Origin of the sequence: Pseudomonas sp. BSw22131, from assembly GCF_026810445.1 — a bacterium.
GTDB classification, from domain to species: domain Bacteria; phylum Pseudomonadota; class Gammaproteobacteria; order Pseudomonadales; family Pseudomonadaceae; genus Aquipseudomonas; species Aquipseudomonas huanghezhanensis.
Genome location: NZ_CP113949.1, coordinates 5,465,884 through 5,485,269, shown reverse-complemented (window position 1 = coordinate 5,485,269; position 19,386 = coordinate 5,465,884). Strand labels below are relative to the sequence as shown.

Below are 19,386 nucleotides of genomic sequence, written 5' to 3'. Positions count from 1 at the left end.
ATTAAGCGCGTTAAAAGATGCATTTATGAAAATTCATTGCACCTTTTTGGTGCTCGATAATTGTGCAGGGTGTTGTTTTGGTGCGCTGATGATTGACTGCACGATAGCTGGTTAAACCTTGAGCAATTTCCGCTATAATTCTGCCCCCTATTTTTCGACCGGCACCCTGCGCGCTGTTTTCATGAAACTAATCGTTAAAGTTTTCCCCGAGATCACTATCAAAAGCCGGCCTGTGCGTAAGCGCTTCATCAAGCAGTTGGCCAAAAACATCCGTACCGTGCTCCGTGATCTGGACCCGGCGCTGGTGGTGGATGGTGTGTGGGACAACCTTGACGTCGAAACCAGGGTCACTGATCCCAAAGCCCTGCAAGACATGACCGAGCGCCTGAGCTGCATGCCAGGCATCACGTATTTCCTGCAGGTCGATCAATACCCGCTGGGTGACTTGGAAGACATTTACGATAAGTGCAAGCTGCACTTCGGCGATGCCGTCCAGGGCAAGATATTTTCGGTTCGCTGCAAGCGTGCCGGTCATCACGATTTCAGCTCCATGGACGTCGAGAAATATGTCGGCAGCAGACTGCGCGAAGAGTGCGGCGCGGCCGGTATTTCCCTCAAGTCGCCCGAAATCGAAGTGCGGATGGAAATTCGCGACCAACGGTTGTCCGTGATCCACAGTCAGCACACTGGCCTGGGTGGCTACCCGCTGGGTTCGCTGGAGCAGACGTTGGTTTTGATGTCCGGCGGGTTCGATTCGACCGTTGCGGCCTACCAGATCATGCGCCGCGGTATGATGAGCCACTTCTGCTTCTTCAATCTGGGCGGAAGGGCCCACGAGCTGGGCGTTATGGAAGTCGCGCATTTTCTCTGGAAGAAGTACGGCAGCTCGCAACGGGTGCTGTTCGTCAGCGTACCGTTCGAGGAAGTTCTGGGAGAAATTCTCGGAAAAGTCGATAACAGTCATATGGGCGTAGTATTGAAGCGTATGATGTTGCGCGCTGCGACCACGATCGCTGATCGTCTGGAAATCGACGCACTGGTGACAGGTGAAGCCATCTCCCAGGTGTCGAGCCAGACGCTGCCAAATTTGTCGGTGATCGATCAGGTGACGGAGAAGCTGGTGTTACGCCCGCTGATCGCCACCCATAAGCAGGACATCATTGATCAGGCAGATCAGATAGGTACCGGAAATTTCGCCCGGCACATGCCTGAGTACTGCGGGGTGATTTCGGTCAATCCCAAGACCGCTGCAAAGCGCAATCGCATCGAGTACGAAGAACAACAGTTTGATATGGCGATTCTGGAGCGTGCGCTCGAGAACGCGAAGATGGTCCCCGTTGATCGTGTGATCGAAGAATTGGGCCAGGGCGTCGACATAGAAGAAGTCAGTCTGGCGCTGGCCGGGCAGGTCGTCATCGACATCCGTCATCCGGATGCACAGGACGATCAGCCGCTGGCATTGCCTGGCATTGAAGTACAAACGCTGCCGTTCTATGCATTGAACGGCCGTTTCAAGGAACTGGATTACACGCGCCAGTACCTGCTGTATTGCGACAAAGGCGTCATGAGTCGCCTGCATGCTCACCATTTGCTCAGTGAGGGGCATGCCAATGTGCGCGTTTATCGACCGAGCTAAGTGCCCGGGGCTGTTTGCCTGTGGCTTGCGTCACCGGCCCCCCGACACCAGTCGTCAAGCCGTAACGGCTTTTGCCGACTCTACTGTTCATAGCTGCCTGTAACCAGTCAGCTGACCGAATCCTCTGATCGAGATACACAAGTGATCGAAAATCTACGCAACATCGCCATCATTGCTCACGTTGACCACGGTAAAACTACCCTCGTTGACAAGCTCTTGCGTCAATCCGGCACTCTGGAACGCGGCGAGCTCAACGATGAGCGCGTGATGGACTCCAACGACCAGGAAAAAGAGCGTGGTATCACCATTCTCGCGAAGAATACCGCGATCAACTGGAATGGCTACCACATCAACATCGTTGACACCCCGGGCCACGCCGACTTCGGTGGTGAAGTAGAGCGTGTGATGTCGATGGTCGACTCCGTTCTGCTGCTGGTCGATGCTCAAGACGGCCCTATGCCGCAAACCCGCTTCGTGACCAAGAAGGCTTTCGAAGCCGGCCTGCGTCCAATTGTGGTTATCAACAAGGTTGACCGTCCAGGCGCGCGTCCGGACTGGGTTCTGGACCAGATCTTCGACCTGTTCGACAACCTGGGTGCTACCGAAGAACAGCTGGACTTCAAAGTCGTTTACGCCTCTGCGCTGAACGGTATTGCCGGTCTGGAACACACGGACATGGCTGAAGACATGACCCCGCTGTACCAGTCCATCGTCGACAACGTACCGGCTCCAAAGGTTGACCGTGATGGTCCGTTCCAGATGCAAATCTCGGCACTGGACTACAATAGCTTCCTGGGCATCATCGGCGTTGGCCGTATTGCTCGCGGCAAGGTCAAGCCGAACACTCAGGTCGTTGCTATCGATGCTGACGGCAAGCGCCGTAACGGTCGGATCCTGAAGCTGATGGGTCACCACGGTCTGCACCGTGTAGACGTTGAAGAAGCAGCTGCCGGCGACATCGTCTGCATCAGCGGCTTCGACGAGCTGTTCATCTCCGACACCCTGTGCGATCCGCAGACCGTTGAAGCGATGAAGCCGCTGACCGTTGACGAACCAACCGTTTCCATGACCTTCCAGGTGAACGATTCGCCTTTCTGCGGTCGCGAAGGCAAGTTCGTCACCAGCCGTAACATCAAGGAACGTCTGGACAAAGAGCTGCTGTACAACGTTGCTCTGCGCGTTGAAGAAGGCGACACCGCCGACAAGTTCAAAGTTTCCGGCCGTGGTGAGCTGCACCTCTCGGTACTGATCGAAACCATGCGTCGCGAAGGCTTCGAAATGGGCGTTGGTCGTCCTGAAGTTATCATCCGCATGGTTGATGGCGTCAAGCACGAACCGTACGAAAACGTCACCATCGACCTGCCGGAAGAATCCCAGGGCTCGATCATGGAACAGATCGGTATCCGTAAGGGCGATCTGACCAACATGGTTCCGGATGGCAAAGGCCGTGTTCGCCTTGAGTACAACATCCCGGCACGTGGCTTGATCGGCTTCCGTAACGAGTTCCTGACCCTGACCTCCGGTGCAGGCATCCTGACCTCGATCTTCGACCGTTACGACGTGATGAAGTCCGGCGACATGTCCGGCCGTCAGAACGGCGTGCTGGTTTCGGTAGCTACCGGTAAGGCTCTGACTTACTCGCTGGAAACCCTTCAAGCTCGTGGCAAACTGTTCCTGGGTCACGGTGAAGACGTGTACGAAGGTCAAATCGTCGGCATCAACAGCCGCGACAACGATCTGGGCGTTAACCCAACCAAAGGCAAGAAGCTCGATAACATGCGTGCTTCCGGTAAAGACGAAACCATCGCTCTGGTTCCGCCTATCCGCTTCACGCTGGAACAAGCGCTGGAATTCGTTCAAGAAGACGAATTGTGCGAAGTGACTCCAAAGTCGATTCGCCTGCGTAAGAAAATCCTTGGCGAAAGCGAGCGTACCCGCGCTGCCAAGAAAAGCGGCAACTGATTAGTTTTTAATCAGCCGTAAAAAAACGCCCCCGACCGCAAGGTCGGGGGCGTTTTTGTTTGCGCTGAGCGGGTTGATGCTGCGCGATGTCGGTGTAGGAACGCGCCTGCCCGCGATAACGTAATTCGTCGCGCCAGTAATATCGGCTGACACGACGCAATCGCGGGCAAGCGCGCTCCTACAGCAAGCCCCATCAAAACTTCAGCGGCGCACGCCCTGTGTTTGAGCCCAGCGTTCCGCGATCTTCACGCACAACGGCTTTGGGTATGTACGCGCAGTAGCCTGGGCGCGGCCCGATTTTCGGGTGATTGCGGCAGGTGTCGGGGCGTTTTTCGTAAATCGTGCACAAGCGGCTTTTGCGGTCCAGGTACAGGCAGTCGTTGTTGCTCATGCGCTGCAAAGTAAAAATCCCGGTCTTCTGATTGAAGCGCTCGACGATCCCTTCCTTCTGCAAACGCTTGGCGATGTTCTTAGGGTTTTCGCCCATTTCGAACTCATCAACGATGCCAATCCGGATCAGATCCTTGATCTTGGTTTCTACCGGCAATGTGCAGCAACTGGAAATGCAGCCTCCGCACATGTGGCTGGAATATTTGGCCCAGGTATCGAGACGGTCGATTTCTGCGGCAGCGATCAAGGTGGGTTTCATGTGTATCCGGTTCCGGGTGTATCGGGCGCGGGATCATACCGGGGCTGACGCGTTAACAGTATCCCCAAATCATCGGGGCGACTGTCGGCGTTATTTAGCGGTTCACGCACCCAAAATGCTCAAGCGGTATTGAGGCTTGCAGCCAGCGCTTCAATCGACTCCTGTCGCTCGGCCTGATTCAACTTCGAATGCGGGTTAAGCGACGACCACTGCGGGTGAGCGCGCGCTTTGCGCAAGTCGTCGGGGAGCTTGCCCTCGCGCCACGTTTTGTCCTGCGGGGCGCTCAGTTTGATGCTGTCCATCGCCGCGTGTCCGCGGGCTTCCAGCGCTAACAGCAGTTGCCGCTGCCGCAATGCCAACAGCCTCAGCACTGCGTCGTCGACCGTCAGTTCGCGTTGACCTTTGATCTTGCCCAGTAGTCGGCCGCCGTAACTGCGCGCAGTCTGCAACGCACCGCCGGCAATCGCCCCCACCAGCGCCGCAGCTCCCAAGGTGATTCCGCCCACCAGCAGGTCCACGCCAGCACCTGCCGCTGCACCTGCCGCGATTCCGCCACCCACCCGAACGCCCAGCAATTTCAGGGTTTCGGGGTTGAAAAGATCATCACCCCAGCGTCCGTCGAGCAGTGGCAGGTCACTGGCCGAAGCGTCCTGAGGGCGAAATGCGTAGAGCGTGAGCAGCGACTCGACGCAGCGTTGTTCACGTTGGCGCACGGCCTTACGCAGGTCCGAAATGGCCGTTTGCACTTGATCGGATTGCGTTGCGACGCTGCGACGACACGCCGCGCAATCGAGCAGTAATTCGGCAATCAACCGCGCAGCGCTATGCCGCCGCGCCACGCGCTGGAGGTGTTGATCGGCGATGAGCCTTTCCAGCTGGGGACGTGATGTTTCAAGCAGCAGCGCCAGACTCTCATACAGCCTTTGCTCGCCATCCTCGGGCGGCGCCACGCTGTCGAAACGCACCAGCGCGTGCAACCCCAGTCGCGCAAGTGCCTCGCGCCAGGCGGGCTCGCGGTGTTGCGCGCTGCTGACGAAATTCAGGACGGGCAGCAAAGGTTTCCCGCAACTGGCGAGCACGGCCAGTTCATCGCGGTATTTGGCAAGCACTGGCTCACGGGCGTCGATGACGTACAGGCCGGCATCGGACTCCAGCAACTGGCGCAGTACCTTGGCCTCTTGCTCGAATCGTTGACGCGCCTCGCTGCCTTCCAGAAATCGCGCCAACCGGGCAGGGCCGTCGAGCCTTTCGCCCGGCCGATCGAGCTGCTCCAGATAATCAAGCAATGCAATGGCGTCTTCCAAGCCTGGCGTGTCGTACAACTCCAGCAGCGCTTCGCCGTCCACCGACAGGCGGGCGCCTTCAACGTGCCGAGTGGTGCTGGGTCGATGGGACACATCACCGAAACCGCCATCGCGGGTCAGTGTGCGCAGCAGGGACGTTTTGCCGACATTAGTGTGGCCCACGACGGCCAGCCGAAGCGCTTGAGTGGTTTTGCTGTCAGTCATGCCCCGTCTCCAGCCACGTCAGCGGCGCAGTGTCCGCCCAGTTCACTTCCAGTTGTTGGAGCGCCGCGTGCCAGTCGCCGAGGCGATCAGCGTCCAGCGCCTGACCGGTGGGTGCAGGCAGCAGCCAGACCCGTGTCGAGCCCGCGCAGCGAGCCAGCTCCGCGATCAGCGCAACACTGCCACGATCGGGCGAGCGCCTCGGGTCGCAGGCGATAGCAAGGCGTGCGGGGGGAAATCGAGTGAGTTGATCAAGCAGTTTTTTACGGGATTCGCGACTGTCCAGAATCCCGGCATCTGCCACGGTACTGGGCAGTTTGGGTGGCCAGCTTCTCTGATCGTCCAGCTCGATGGCGACCAGTAATGCGCCGTCGCTCTCAAGGGAACTGGCGCCCTGCAACACCTGATGCAGATGCTCTGGCGCTGCATCGTTGACTCCAAGGCGCTCGCTGCTGGGCATCAACCGCTCACGCAGCTGGGCATATCCGGGCAGGTTCAGATCCAGCGCTAATTGCGTTTTGCCGCGCCGCCATCGCCAGAAACACAGCAGTGCCAACAGCAAACGCGGCGCAATGCCATACACCAGCAGCACACCGACCAACCAGGCCGCCCACGCCTGGCGGGCATTCTCAACGATGGAGGCGCTGTCGCCGCTTGCGCGGATCATTGCGTCGCTCGGGACGCTGAAGCCCAGCACTGAGGGGATCTGGCCAAGGGTGTGAGTCAGCGCCACGAACGTGTCGCTGCCCAGAATGGTGGTCTCCCAGACGAAACCGTAGCGTCGGGTCGCCATCAGCATCAACAGCATCACCAGCGCGCTAAACAGCGCCAACAGCCACAGACTGTGGATAAGTGTGCCCAGCGCCCAACGGTTCAGACGTTTGCGTTGCAGCAACAAAATCAGTGCCGGGCCCAATTGAGCGGCTTGGGCGTCGCGGGCGAGCTTTTCACTCAGCCACAGCCATAAACGTCCCAGGCTTGCCGTGCTTTCTCCGGCGAAGATCAGGCCGAGCGCCCAGCTCACTAGCAGGATCAGGTTCAAGCCCAGCAAGCTGCCCAGTGCCCAGAACACGTTGACCGGGGTCTGTCCGTCGCCCAATGCGGCGAAGGCCAGGCCTGCGCCACTGAAGACTGCAATCACCGCCAGTACGATCAGCGATAACCGGGCGCCTTGCTTCCAGTGGTGCAGCGCGGCACGCATTCCGTCGCGCTCTGCCAGCCAGTGCGCGCGGTGTTTGATTCGGGTCAGCAGATCACCACCCTCAGCACGGGCGCGGCGGTTGGCTTCGGCGTCTTCGAGGGCGCCAGCGTGTTCTTCGCGCAGGCGCACGGCTTCGGTCAGCCACAGGTCATCGAGTGGGGTCAGCGCAGTCACACGGCATCTCGTTAATGAAGTCAGGGCAAGCATACCTGCTGCGGGCAAAACCGCGCACGGCAGCAGGATTGTGGTGCTTGGACCGTCTTAATCGCGAGCAAGCTCCCTCCCACTGATGTGTCCTCATTGTGGGAGGGAGCTTGCTCGCGATGCGGCGTCAAGGCGACTCGATATTTCGGATCAACTGCCAGGCTGAGCATTATCCTGCGCTCTGGTATTCTCGCCGCCATGAAAAAACATCTCCCTCTCAGTCTGATTGCCGCCCTGGGCCAAAACCGGGTGATCGGCGTCAACAATTCAATGCCCTGGCATCTGCCGGGGGATTTCAAGTATTTCAAGGCGACCACCCTCGGCAAGCCCATCATCATGGGTCGCAAGACTTGGGATTCGCTGGGTCGTCCGTTGCCCGGCCGGCTGAACCTGGTGGTCAGCCGCCAAGCCGAGCTGACGCTCGAAGGCGCCGAAGTGTTCACTTGCCTTGAAGACGCCATTACCCGCGCCGAAGCCTGGGCCAAGGAGCAGGGCGTTGATGAGGTGATGTTGATCGGAGGCGCGCAGCTTTACGCGCAAGGTCTGGCGCAGGCTGACCGGTTGTACCTCACGCGCGTCGATCTGAGCCCTGATGGGGATGCGTGGTTTCCGGAGTTTGATGAAGTCGACTGGAAGCTGGTCTCCAATGAAGAGCATCCGGCCTTGAATGACAAGCCGGCGTACGGCTTTGAGGTCTGGGAGCGCGGTTAAGACCCTTTCGCGGGCAAGCGAGCTCCTGCACTCGACTCCGGTAAATCTTTAGGCGCGCGCTTGCCCGCGATGGCTTCGCTGCGGTGTTTACTCTGTCACAAAAGTGTCGTTTTCTACCTTTTTGTCGCGAATCGCCCCCACGGTGACGCCATCAGAACGCGCGCGGTCGCTGACATACCCAAACAGTAACCGCATTTTGCTACGGTCAAATCCTTGAATCAAAAAGGGGAGGACACTTTTATGAAGCTCGTACCAAAACTATTGGCCGCTGCACTCTGTCTCGGCCTGGCCAGCCACGCTTTCTCCACAGAGCTGAAACACTGGCCGGAACCTGCCGCCAAACAACTCAACGAAATGATCGCCGCGAACGCCAACAAAGGTAGCTTCGCGGTGTTCGACATGGACAACACCAGCTACCGGTACGACCTGGAAGAATCGCTGCTGCCGTTCATGGAAAACAAAGGGCTGATCACACGTGAGTCTCTGGACCCGTCCCTCAAGCTGATCCCGTTCAAGGACACCGCCAACCACAAGGAAAGCCTGTTCAGCTACTACTATCGCCTCTGCGAAATCGACGACATGGTCTGCTATCCGTGGGTCGCGCAAGTGTTTTCCGGCTTCACCCTCAAACAGCTCAAGGGCTATGTTGATGAGCTGATGGCGTCCGGCAAGCCGATCTCGAGTACCTATTACGACGGCGATGTGGTCAAAGCCATCGAGGTCAACCCGCCGAAAGTTTTCACTGGTCAGGCCGAGCTGTACAACAAGCTGATGGAGAACGGCATTGAGGTCTACGTCATGACCGCTGCCTCCGAAGAGCTGGTGCGCATGGTCGCGTCCGATCCGAAGTACGGCTACAACGTCAAACCGCAGAACGTGATTGGTGTAACGACGCTGTTGAAGAATATCCAGACCGGCGAACTGACCACTTCGCGCAAACAGATCACGGCTGGCAAGTACGACGAGAAGGCCAATCTGGGCCTGGAATTGACGCCGTATCTATGGACGCCCGCCACGTGGATGGCTGGCAAGCACGCTGCCATCCTGACCTATATCGATGAATGGAAAAAACCGGTGCTGGTGGGCGGCGACACACCGACGAGCGATGGCTACATGCTGTTCCACGATGTTGACGTGGCCAAGGGTGGCGTTCACTTGTGGATCAATCGCAAAGACAAGTACATGACCCAGCTCAACGGCATGATGGCCAAGCACGCAGCAGCGCAGGCCAAAGAAGGCTTGCCGGTGACTGCGGACAAAAACTGGGTGATCGTGAAGCCTGAAGAGATTCAATAACCGGCTCGCCAGGCAGCACGGCGATTGATCGTGCTGCCTTGGTGCTAGGCCCATAACCGTCGATAAACGCCGTCCGCGTCATGGTCACTTGCCTGCTTGACCGTGTTGAAACGCCGTCCTCCCCTTGGGTCCGTCCCGAATCCCGCGATATACAGCCAATTGCCCTGATTGCTGTAAACGTCGTAATCCACCAGTTGCGCCTCAAACCAGGCAGCCCCCGCACGCCAATCGCATTTAAGGTCATGGATCAGGTAGCTGGCGACGATCTGGCGCATGCGATTGGACAGGTAACCCGTGGCGGCCAGCTCGCGCATGCCCGCATCGACCAGAGCTTCCCCGGTTTCGCCGCGGCACCAGCGCTCGAACCCCTGCGCGTTGTGATGGGGCAAGTCGCTGCCAATCAAACCGCTGGGCCGGTAAAGAAGCCGTCCATATTTGAGGTGCAGGAAACGAAAGTAGTCGCGCCACAACAGCTCGAAAAAAATCCAGTACGTGCTGTCGTTGGCACCTTGCGCAGCTTCAAAACGTTTCAGCGCTTGATCGATCTGTGGGGCCGACAATGCGCCCTGCGCCAGCCAGGCAGAGAACTTGGTGGAGTCATCCACCGCGCTCAGGTTATTGCGCGTGGCCTTGTAACTGTTCGCCAACCGACGCTCGAAATACTGATGCAAATGCGCCTGTGCTGCGTTCTCGCCACCACTGAAGGCTGGCGTTTGGTAAGGAAACGCGGAGCGCGGATCAAGATCGGGCAGCACAAGGGGGCTGATCGGTGCGGCAACCAAGCCCTGTGGAGGTGCCGGTATCGTTGTCGGCACCGGCACAATCGGGCGGGCCTGCGTGTGTGCTTTCTCAATCAAGCGTCGGAAGCTGCTGAACACATCGGGCAATTGGTCAACGCTCATCGGCAGTGCCTCAAGGCTGAACACGCTCGATTGCCAGTGATCTTCCACCGTCAGTCCGGCTGAGCGTAGCGCCTCGACCTGAGCATCCTCCTCGGGCGCGGCGATGCGTTCGCAGATAATTTTTTCGGCGCCAAAACGCTGTGCAAGCACCAGTAGTTGCTCAATGGGGTCGCCCTCTATCTGCATCAGCGCACTGCCGCGAGCGCTCAATTGATCGGCGAGGGCGCGCACTGCCGTTTTTTCGAAATACTCACGATGGCAGCCCACACGCTGAAATCCCCAGGCCGTCGACGCCTGCGTCGGCGTGCAATACACGGGCAATAAGGTGTGAGCCTGCTCGCACGCGAGCGTGAACGCGGGATTGTCGGCAAGCCGAAGGTCTTGGCGAAACCAGTAGATCAAGGTACTCATGGGCAGGTCTCGTTCGTGGCGGTTTTAGGGCTGACAGGTACGCTTAGGACCTATGGCTTCGCCCAGGGTTGCCGGTGTTTGCAGTTGAGTCAGGAGACAGTGAACCCTGACAGTGCTTTTGGGCCTACAGTCTTGAGTGCCATTCACTTTAAGGAGCTGAAATGAACGTGTCGTCCTCGACTTCGCCGCCAACGCCTGTTGGCTTGTTGGGTTATGGCGGTCTTCTGCCCTTTATCGGGCTGGTGCTGGTGATCCCTTTCTCTGACGAGCATGGAGAGTTTCTGGGGCGGGCGCTCGTCGCCTACGGCGCTGTCATTCTGAGCTTCGTCGGCGCCTTGCATTGGGGGTTCGCCATGACGCTGCACGACATGAGCCCTGAGCAACGCCGTGCCCGATTCATCTGGAGCGTCTTGCCTGCGCTGATCGCCTGGCCTTCGACATTGCTGCCGGTGCCTTTGGGGTGTGTGCTGCTGATTGCCGGCTTCGCCGCCCACTATTGGCAGGACAGGCACTTGGTGCGCACGCTGCCTTTGCCTGATTGGTACTTGCCGTTGCGCATCCAGTTGACGTCCGTTGCGAGCGTTTGCCTGCTGATTGGTGCGATTGCTGTGGCGATCCGCTGACATATCGCAGGATTGCGCGAAGTCTGCAGACAGAAAAACACCCCGACGTGCGGGGTGTTTTTCATCGAGCTGAAGGTGCTTAAGGCACCAGTTTGTCCAGCATCGCCTTGTCACGTACGGCGCCCTTGTCAGCGCTGGTGGCGAGCAATGCGTAGGCTTTCAACGCCGTGGTCACTTTGCGTGGACGGAACTCGACCGGCTTCCAGCCTTTCTTGTCCTGCTCGGCACGGCGGTCGGCCATTTCTTCATCGCTGATCATCAGGTTGATGCCACGGTTCGGAATGTCGATCAGCACTTTGTCGCCATCGCGAACCAGACCAATCGCACCGCCCGCCGCCGCCTCAGGCGAGGCGTGACCGATGGACAGCCCGGATGTACCGCCCGAGAAGCGGCCATCGGTCAGCAGTGCACAGTCTTTGCCCAGGCCTTTGGATTTCAGGTACGAGGTCGGGTAGAGCATTTCCTGCATGCCCGGCCCGCCTTTCGGACCTTCGTAGCGGATGATCACGATGTCGCCGGCTTTCACTTCGTCGGCGAGAATGCCGCGCACGGCGCTGTCCTGGCTTTCGAAGATCTTCGCGTTGCCTTCAAACACATGGATCGACTCATCGACGCCTGCGGTTTTCACCACGCAACCGTCCACCGCGATGTTGCCGTACAACACGGCCAGACCGCCTTCCTGCGAGTAAGCGTGCTCGACACTGCGGATGCAGCCGTTCTCGCGGTCGTCGTCCAGTGTTTCCCAGCGAGTCGACTGGCTGAACGCGGTTTGGGTCGGAATACCCCCGGGCCCTGCCTTGAAGAAGTGGTGCACGGCTTCGTCGGTGGTCTGGGTGATGTCCCATTTGGCGATGCCTTCGGCCAGGGTTTTACTGTGCACGGTCGGCAGGTCGGTGTGCAGCAGACCGCCACGGGCCAGCGAGCCGAGGATGCTGAAGATGCCGCCAGCGCGGTGCACGTCTTCCATGTGGTACTTCTGGATGTTCGGCGCCACTTTGCACAGCTGCGGCACTTTGCGCGACAAGCGATCAATGTCACGCAGGTCGAAGTCGATCTCGGCTTCTTGAGCAGCGGCCAACAAGTGCAGGATGGTGTTGGTCGATCCGCCCATGGCAATGTCCAGTGTCATAGCGTTTTCGAACGCTTTGAAGTTGGCGATGTTGCGCGGCAGCACTGAGTCGTCGTTGTCACGATAGTAGGTTTTGCACAGGTCGACGATGGTGCGACCCGCCTGCAGGAACAGCTGCTCGCGGTCGCTGTGGGTCGCCAGTGTCGAACCGTTGCCTGGCAGCGCAAGGCCCAAGGCCTCAACCAGGCAGTTCATCGAGTTGGCAGTGAACATCCCGGAGCACGAGCCGCACGTCGGGCAGGCGCTGCGCTCGTATTCGGCGACTTTCTCGTCACTTGCGCTTTCGTCTGCGGCGATGACCATGGCGTCAACCAGGTCGAGGCCGTGGCTGGCCAGTTTGGTTTTGCCGGCTTCCATCGGGCCGCCGGAAACGAAGATCACCGGGATGTTCAGGCGCAACGCGGCCATCAGCATGCCAGGGGTGATTTTGTCGCAGTTGGAAATGCACACGATGGCATCGGCGCAGTGGGCGTTGACCATGTACTCGACCGAGTCAGCAATGATCTCGCGGCTCGGCAGCGAATACAGCATGCCGTCATGGCCCATGGCGATGCCGTCGTCCACGGCAATGGTGTTGAATTCTTTCGCCACGCCGCCTGCGCGTTCGATCTCGCGGGCAACCAGTTGGCCCAGGTCCTTGAGGTGAACGTGGCCCGGTACAAATTGGGTAAAGGAGTTGGCGATGGCGATGATCGGTTTTTTGAAATCTTCGTCCTTCATGCCCGTGGCGCGCCACAAAGCACGCGCGCCGGCCATATTGCGGCCGTGGGTGGACGTTTTCGAACGGTAATCAGGCATTGGAGCACTCCGGCAAATCGGCTAATCAAGGAAGGGAGTGAGCTTCTAGTGACGTCGCTTGCAAATGGCAGTGACCGGATGCAGCGAAGAAACCGACAGCGTCGCAGGATCGCCGCGCGCTCGGCCTGAGCTCATAAACCCGCCGGGGGATGATGGCGATGAATAGCGGTGATTCTACACCTGTGGGGGCGGGAGGGAATGGTGCAAGCGGTAGTGTGAGGTTATCTGGGATCGGAAGGTCAATGTTTGGGCGTCCTGCCCGCCCGCGCTAGTGAAGCAGCTCGCAGTCTCGCGCCGTCGCACCCTATCTGTAGGAGCGCGCTTGCCCGCGAAAGCGTCAGTGCAGACACATCAGGAACCTCTATTTGCCGATCGACTGTGGCGCGTCCACTAATCTGCTTCCTGAGCGGATCAGGGAGGCCAATGGAATGCCAGCAACTCAGCGAGGCGAAGCTTTACGTAAAGGGCGTTACTCCGGGGCGGGCCAGATTTATTTGCTGACATCTGTAGTCCAAGGGCGACGACCGCTTTTTGCCGACTGCCAAGTTGGCCGTTTTGTGGTCAAACAATTTCAGATTGCTCAACAGGAAGGGAGGGCCAACACCCTGGCTTGGGTTGTCATGCCAGATCATTTCCATTGGCTCGTTGAGTTGAAGGCAGAGAGCCTTGGAACTTTGATGCGCAAAGTTAAGGCAGGGAGTGCCCTTTCAATCATGAGAGCTATGCAAGCGCCGGCGAAGGTTTGGCAAAAGGGCTATCACGACAGAGCGGTGAGGCGTGAAGAAGATCTTCAAAGTATTGCGCGTTATATCGTAGCCAATCCGTTGAGAGCCGGATTAGTTAAGAGAATTGGAGACTACCCACTGTGAGACGCGGTGCGGCTATAAACATTTCGCGGGCAAGCGCGCTCCTACAAAAGAGCGCGTTGCACCATCGGAATACGATCAGCGGGTTACGCGTTGGTAGTTGACCGTAGTGTTAATGGCGATCAATTTTAGGCGCGCGTTTTCCCGCGATGGCGTTCGTTCGAGCGCCGGGGTCTTAACTATTCGGCAACAACCGGCACGTAATGCTCTTGATGTAGCGCGTTTCGGCAATCGCTGGATGCACCGGATGATCGGGGCCCTGGCCGCCGCGTTCGAGCAGCTGAATGTTGCGGTCCAGGTGGCGTGCGCTGGTGAGAAGGATGTTTTGCAGATCGTCCTCGGGCAAGTGCATGGAGCACGATGCGCTGACCAGGATGCCGTCTTTGCTGAGCAGGCGCATGGCTTGCTCGTTCAGGCGGCGGTAGGCGCCTTCACCGTTCTTCATGTCCTTCTTACGCTTGATGAAGGCAGGCGGGTCGGCCACGATCACGTCGAAACGCTCTTCGCCGGCTTTCAGCTCCTTCAGCGCTTCGAACACGTCACCTTCAATGCACGCGACCTTGTCTGTGAAGCCGTTCAGTGCTGCGTTGCGCTCAACGCCGTCCAGTGCAAAAGACGACGCATCGACACAGGTCACGTCTGCGGCGCCAAATGCCGCAGCCTGCACGCCCCAGCCGCCGATGTAGCTGAACAGATCCAGCACGCGTTTGCCTTTGACGTACGGTGCCAGGCGTGCGCGGTTCATGCGGTGATCGTAGAACCAGCCAGTCTTCTGACCTTCCATGACCGGCGCTTCGAATTTCACGCCGTTTTCCTCAAGCGCGACCCACTCCGGTACCAGGCCGAACGCGGTTTCGACGTAGCGGTTGAGGCCTTCAGCATCACGTGCCGCCGAATCATTTTTCAGCAAAATGCCGCTCGGCTTGATCACCTGAATCAATGCCGCCAGCACGTCATCCTTGTGCGCTTCCATGGTAGCGGAGGCCAGTTGCACGACCAGAATGTCGCCAAAACGGTCAACCACCAACCCCGGCAACAGGTCCGAATCGCCGAAGACCAAGCGGTAGAAAGGCTTGTCGAACAGGCGATCACGCAAGGAAAGGGCGACGTTCAGGCGATGCACCAGCAACGACTTGTCCAGCGGCAGCTTGACGTCGCGTGACAATAAGCGCGCACAGATCAGGTTGTTGGGACTCATGGCGACGATGCCCAAAGGCTTGCCGCCTGCGGCTTCCAGTATGGCCTGCGCGCCTGGAGCAAAGCCGTTGAGCGGGGTGGCGGCAACGTCGATTTCGTTGCTGTATATCCACAGGTGACCGGCGCGCAGGCGACGATCGGCGTTGGCTTTGAGGCGCAAGCTAGGCAGGGACATGACGTCGCTCCTGAAAAAAGAGCGGGATTATAGCGCGGGATTCCGGCTCACGAGCGCGATCATCGGAATTAAACGGCTAGTGGTCGGTTGACCTGAACAAGGCCTGCAAGAAGTCTCAACGTTGTCCTTGAGCGGTTGTCGAAGATGTGCCCGTAGAGGTTAGAATCGTCTCTTGTCCTTGAGTGTGCACTTATGTCCCAAGAGTTAACGTCCGAGCAGATCCAGCAGGTGCTGCAAGAGATCAGTGTTCCGCCTCAGCCGCAGATCATGGTGGATCTGCAGATGGAGCAGTACATGCCTGACCCTGACCTGGGGGTCATTGCGCGCTTGATTTCTCAAGATCCCGGACTTTCCGGCGCTCTGCTTAAAATCGTTAACTCGTCCCATTACGGCCTCACCAACAAGATCGCCTCTATCCAGCGGGCGGTTAACCTGTTGGGCAGCCGGTCCGTCATCAACCTGATCAACGCCCAGTCGATCAAGGGCGAGATGAGCGATGAAACCATCGTTGTCCTGAACCGTTTCTGGGACAGCGCTCAAGACGTAGCGATGACCAGTCTGACGCTGGCCAAACGTATCGGCTCGCAAACGGTGGACGAATCCTACGCATTGGGCTTATTTCACGACTGCGGCATTCCCCTGATGCTCAAGCGCTTCCCGGATTACATGGATGTACTCGAAGAAGCGTACGCCAATGCAGGCCCGGAAAGCCGCGTCGTGGACACCGAAAACCGTTTGCTCAATACCAACCACGCCGTTGTCGGCTATTTCACTGCCAAGTCCTGGCGTTTGCCGGAATATGTGACTAACGCGATTGCCAACCACCACAACGCGCTGGCGATTTTCCAGGATCAATCAGGTCGTAACGCGCCGCTTAAAAATCTGCTGGGCATCCTGAAGATGGCTGAACACATTTGTGCGTCCCATCAGGTGCTGGGCAATCAGGCGGTCGATCACGAGTGGGACAGCATCGGTCATCTGGTGCTGGACTATGCCGGCTTGTCCGATTACGACTTCGAAAATCTCAAAGAAAGCATTCGCGAGCTGAGCGCGCATTGATCCTGCCTTCCCGTTCGCGTCCCCACCGAGCCGACCATGCCTGAATTACCTGAAGTCGAAACTACCCGGCGCGGCATTGCGCCCCATCTGGAAGGCCAGCGCGTGAGCCGGGTCATCGTGCGTGATCGGCGTCTGCGCTGGCCTATTCCCGAAGACCTGGATGTGCGCCTGTCCGGGCAGAAAATCGTGGTGGTCGAGCGGCGCGCCAAATATTTGCTGATCCAGGCAGAGGTCGGCACGTTGATCAGCCATTTGGGTATGTCGGGCAATTTGCGGCTGGTGGAGGCCGGGCTACCGGCGCTCAAGCATGAGCATGTGGACATCGAACTGGAGTCCGGCCTGGCGCTGCGTTACACCGACCCGCGACGATTTGGTTCGATGTTGTGGAGCCTGGACCCTCATAACCACGAGCTGCTGATTCGCCTTGGCCCTGAACCGCTGACGGACCTGTTCGACGGATTGCGCTTGTACGAGCTTTCACGTGCGCGATCAATGGCGGTCAAGCCGTTCATCATGGACAACGCGGTGGTGGTCGGCGTCGGCAATATTTATGCGACCGAGGCCTTGTTCGCGGCAGGAATTGATCCAAGACGGGAGGCCAAGAGCATTTCCAAAGCTCGCTACGTCAGGCTAGCCATTGAGATAAAACGCATCCTGGCGGCCGCCATTGAGCGTGGCGGTACGACATTGCGCGACTTCATTGGGGGCGACGGCCAGCCGGGTTATTTCCAGCAGGAATTATTTGCCTATGGGCGCGGCGCTCAGCCGTGCAAGGTGTGTGGCACGGAGCTGCGCGAGGTCAAGCTGGGTCAGCGGGCGAGTGTTTTTTGTCCAAAATGCCAGAAGTAATGTTGATCGCCGCAAAAACCTGTTGGAGTCTTGCGGCGTTCTGCCCTTGCGCAACCCCTGCCCCCGTTTATAGTGAGCAACATCACCCACCGCCGAGCCTGAAGGATCACGCCATGAGCCCGTTTCGTACTCTCGCTGCCAGTCTGGCGTTGTGCTTCGGGTTGCAAGTGACCCCGGCGTTTGCCCAGTACCAGACCCAGACCGAAGCCACCGGTAGTGGTGATCCGGTGTATCAAATCCAGAACCCGCCCGCTTTTGCGATGATTGCAGACCTGGTGATAGCGCGGCCGTTGCTGGTGGTTGCGACAGTGGTCGGCGCCGGTTTATTTGTGATCGCGCTTCCATTCACCGCTGCGGGCGGTGGCATTGGTCGAACCGGGCAGGCGCTGGTGGTCGATCCTGCAAGGTCTGCTTTCGTCCGCTGTCTTGGCTGCACCGGCGAGGGCTACGGCAGGCAGGAATGATCCGCGCACGTCTTCACCTGGCGCAGCGGGGTATCGGGTCGAAACACCATTGAAACCCCTATCCCTCTGGGATCACTTGCGGCTTGGGTGCTGGCATTGTTTTTGTTCCAGAACAACACTTGCTGATCCCCGTAGGGTTGCTTCATTTCATTCAGCCGATAACCGCGCGCCTGCAGATCGGCCAACTCATCGCTCGTAAACGCCCCCGGCTCGTAGTCCACCACATTGGGCAGGTACTGATGGTGGTAGCGGGCGGTCGCTGTCCAATTGACCACCGGTTGCTCATCCAGATACTGCAGCATCGACAGCAGCACCGCGCTGGGAACACGGCTACCGCCCGTTGTGCCAAAGGCGGCGAAGGCTTGGGGGCTTTCGATGAAGCTGGGGCTCATGCTCGACAGCGGACGCTTACCCGGCAGAAGTGAATTGGGCGGGCTGCTCACAAGCTCAGGCCTTTTGCTGTTTTGGGTGCCACGGCCCGGGTCAATCGCGAAGTCGTCCATCTGGTCATTGAGCAGCACACCCGTGCCCGGCACGGTGAAGGCCGAACCGAATGGAAGATTGACCGACAGCGTTGCCGCAACCGCATTGCCTTCGCTGTCGAGCACGGCAAAGTGCGTCGTGTTATCGCCTTCGCGCCACCTCGGTGCAGGTGGCAGGGCTTCATTAGGCGTCGCCATACGCGGATCTATACGGGTGACATGCTGCATCAGATAGTTGGGCGCCATTACCTGAGCGATCGGGTTGGGGACAAAGTCAGGATCACCAAACAGGCCCCGATCACGATAGGCGCGGCGCAGCACTTCAATGACGTAATGCGCGCGGTCTACCTTTCCCGATTCTCGCCATGGCAACTGTTGCAGCATGAACAGGCTCTGAGCCAGCGTGACGCCACCTGCGGACGGCGGCGGAGCGGTAATCAGCTCGCGCTTATCAGCCATCAAAAAGCGCAAAGGCTGGCGGGTGACCACCTCGTACTGCTCGAAATCATGAAAGCTCCAGACGCCGCCCCCGTCACGAACTCCCTCGACCATCGCCTGCGCCGTCAAGCCGTTATAGAAGCCTGCGCGCCCCCTGTCTGCCAGGCGATCCAGCGTTGCCGCGAGTTCGGGCTGTTGAATGATGTCGCCCAGCGCCGGTACGTTGTTGTTGCGCAAGAACAGCCGCGCGCTTTCTTTGTTGTTGCGCAAGGCAAACAGCCGCCAACTTGCGCGCTCCCGGTAAATCTCGTCGACGGCGAAGCCCTGGTGAGCGATACGGATCGCCGGGGCGAGGGATACGGTGAGTGGCAGTCTGCCGTAGTGTTCGGCCAGCTCGACCAAGGCTGCGGGTATGCCGGGTATTGCGGCAGCCAGCGGGCCGTTTAACGACAAGTCAGGCTGCACGATGCCGTGGCGCAGGTACAACGCTGACGTGGCTTTGAGCGGGGCTTTTTCGCGTGCGTCCAGAAATTGGTACTGGGTGGGCTCACCGGCCTGGCGCAGCAGAAAGAAGCCGCCGCCACCGAGCCCCGAGGCGTAGGGTTCGACAACGCCCAGTACCGCGCTGATGGCGATGGCGGCGTCGAACGCGTTGCCACCCGCAATCATGACTTCTCGACCAGCGGCGGTCGCTTGCGGGTGTGCGGTGGCGATGGAGGCTGTGTCGGGATGGTCAGGGGTGGCTTGGGCTGACGACAGGGCAAACGTCAACAGCCATGCACCCACCAAAAAAGGAGTCTGCTGGAGATTCAAGGTCATGCGTCTCTCG

16 protein-coding genes are annotated in these 19,386 nt (G+C 58.8%); 9 read left to right on the top strand and 7 right to left on the bottom strand.

Features of this window, described 5'->3' with window-relative positions; translation table 11 throughout:
* Positions 1-181 precede the first annotated feature (181 nt).
* Positions 182-1,636 (top strand): tRNA uracil 4-sulfurtransferase ThiI, encoded by a 1,455-nt coding sequence (gene thiI / locus OYW20_RS24810; RefSeq protein WP_268798498.1) that lies wholly within the window; start codon positions 182-184, stop codon positions 1,634-1,636.
* A 141-nt stretch (positions 1,637-1,777) separates the two neighbouring features.
* Positions 1,778-3,598 (top strand): translational GTPase TypA, encoded by a 1,821-nt coding sequence (typA, locus tag OYW20_RS24805; protein WP_268798497.1) that lies wholly within the window; start codon positions 1,778-1,780, stop codon positions 3,596-3,598.
* Positions 3,599-3,791: 193 nt separating this feature from the next.
* On the opposite strand, the gene OYW20_RS24800 is transcribed toward typA, so the two are convergent.
* The 3 genes from OYW20_RS24800 to OYW20_RS24790 all read right to left on the bottom strand — a co-directional run bounded on the left by OYW20_RS24800 (position 3,792) and on the right by OYW20_RS24790 (position 7,127).
* Positions 3,792-4,247 carry a YkgJ family cysteine cluster protein gene (locus OYW20_RS24800; RefSeq protein WP_268798496.1) on the bottom strand — a complete coding sequence of 152 codons (456 nt, stop codon included), beginning with the start codon at positions 4,245-4,247 and terminating at the stop codon, positions 3,792-3,794.
* Between the two features lie 119 nt (positions 4,248-4,366).
* Positions 4,367-5,755, bottom strand: a complete 1,389-nt coding sequence (locus OYW20_RS24795; protein ID WP_268798495.1) for a GTPase/DUF3482 domain-containing protein — start codon at positions 5,753-5,755, stop codon at positions 4,367-4,369.
* A complete protein-coding gene (locus tag OYW20_RS24790) occupies positions 5,748-7,127 on the bottom strand; it encodes a DUF2868 domain-containing protein (protein ID WP_268798494.1) in 1,380 nt (459 codons plus the stop codon). The genes OYW20_RS24795 and OYW20_RS24790 overlap by 8 nt, the downstream gene beginning before the upstream one ends.
* Positions 7,128-7,355: 228 nt before the next feature.
* Here OYW20_RS24790 and OYW20_RS24785 point away from each other — a divergent pair, with 228 nt between their 5' ends.
* The gene (locus OYW20_RS24785) at positions 7,356-7,868 is read left to right on the top strand and encodes a dihydrofolate reductase (protein ID WP_268798493.1); all 513 of its coding nucleotides are present in this window, start codon (positions 7,356-7,358) and stop codon (positions 7,866-7,868) included.
* A gap of 240 nt (positions 7,869-8,108) precedes the next feature.
* Complete coding sequence (locus OYW20_RS24780; RefSeq protein WP_268798491.1) at positions 8,109-9,164, top strand: haloacid dehalogenase-like hydrolase; 1,056 nt, start codon at positions 8,109-8,111, stop codon at positions 9,162-9,164.
* Positions 9,165-9,208: 44 nt separating this feature from the next.
* Here the strand turns inward: OYW20_RS24780 and OYW20_RS24775 are convergent, their stop codons facing one another.
* A complete protein-coding gene (locus OYW20_RS24775) occupies positions 9,209-10,477 on the bottom strand; it encodes a DASH family cryptochrome (protein ID WP_268798490.1) in 1,269 nt (422 codons plus the stop codon).
* 161 nt (positions 10,478-10,638) lie between these two features.
* Here OYW20_RS24775 and OYW20_RS24770 point away from each other — a divergent pair, with 161 nt between their 5' ends.
* A complete protein-coding gene (locus OYW20_RS24770; RefSeq protein ID WP_268798489.1) occupies positions 10,639-11,100 on the top strand; it encodes a DUF3429 domain-containing protein in 462 nt (153 codons plus the stop codon).
* Between the two features lie 79 nt (positions 11,101-11,179).
* On the opposite strand, the gene ilvD is transcribed toward OYW20_RS24770, so the two are convergent.
* Positions 11,180-13,027, bottom strand: coding sequence for a dihydroxy-acid dehydratase (gene ilvD / locus OYW20_RS24765; RefSeq protein ID WP_268798488.1), 1,848 nt, complete (start codon positions 13,025-13,027; stop codon positions 11,180-11,182).
* A 428-nt stretch (positions 13,028-13,455) separates the two neighbouring features.
* On the opposite strand from ilvD, the gene OYW20_RS24760 reads away from it, so the two are divergent.
* The gene (locus OYW20_RS24760; RefSeq protein WP_268798487.1) at positions 13,456-13,896 is read left to right on the top strand and encodes an REP-associated tyrosine transposase; all 441 of its coding nucleotides are present in this window, start codon (positions 13,456-13,458) and stop codon (positions 13,894-13,896) included.
* A 172-nt stretch (positions 13,897-14,068) separates the two neighbouring features.
* On the opposite strand, the gene OYW20_RS24755 is transcribed toward OYW20_RS24760, so the two are convergent.
* Complete coding sequence (locus tag OYW20_RS24755; RefSeq protein WP_268798486.1) at positions 14,069-15,265, bottom strand: class I SAM-dependent rRNA methyltransferase; 1,197 nt, start codon at positions 15,263-15,265, stop codon at positions 14,069-14,071.
* A gap of 192 nt (positions 15,266-15,457) precedes the next feature.
* Here OYW20_RS24755 and OYW20_RS24750 point away from each other — a divergent pair, with 192 nt between their 5' ends.
* The 3 genes from OYW20_RS24750 to OYW20_RS24740 all read left to right on the top strand — a co-directional run bounded on the left by OYW20_RS24750 (position 15,458) and on the right by OYW20_RS24740 (position 17,637).
* On the top strand, positions 15,458-16,324 hold the full coding sequence (locus OYW20_RS24750) for an HDOD domain-containing protein (protein ID WP_268798485.1): 867 nt from the start codon (positions 15,458-15,460) through the stop codon (positions 16,322-16,324).
* Between the two features lie 36 nt (positions 16,325-16,360).
* A complete protein-coding gene (mutM, locus tag OYW20_RS24745; RefSeq protein ID WP_268798484.1) occupies positions 16,361-17,173 on the top strand; it encodes a bifunctional DNA-formamidopyrimidine glycosylase/DNA-(apurinic or apyrimidinic site) lyase in 813 nt (270 codons plus the stop codon).
* 113 nt (positions 17,174-17,286) lie between these two features.
* Positions 17,287-17,637, top strand: coding sequence for a multidrug transporter (locus OYW20_RS24740; protein ID WP_268798483.1), 351 nt, complete (start codon positions 17,287-17,289; stop codon positions 17,635-17,637).
* On the opposite strand, the gene ggt is transcribed toward OYW20_RS24740, so the two are convergent.
* The gene (gene ggt, locus OYW20_RS24735; RefSeq protein WP_268798482.1) at positions 17,619-19,376 is read right to left on the bottom strand and encodes a gamma-glutamyltransferase; all 1,758 of its coding nucleotides are present in this window, start codon (positions 19,374-19,376) and stop codon (positions 17,619-17,621) included. The two genes, OYW20_RS24740 and ggt, sit on opposite strands and share 19 nt — an antisense overlap.
* Positions 19,377-19,386 lie beyond the last annotated feature (10 nt).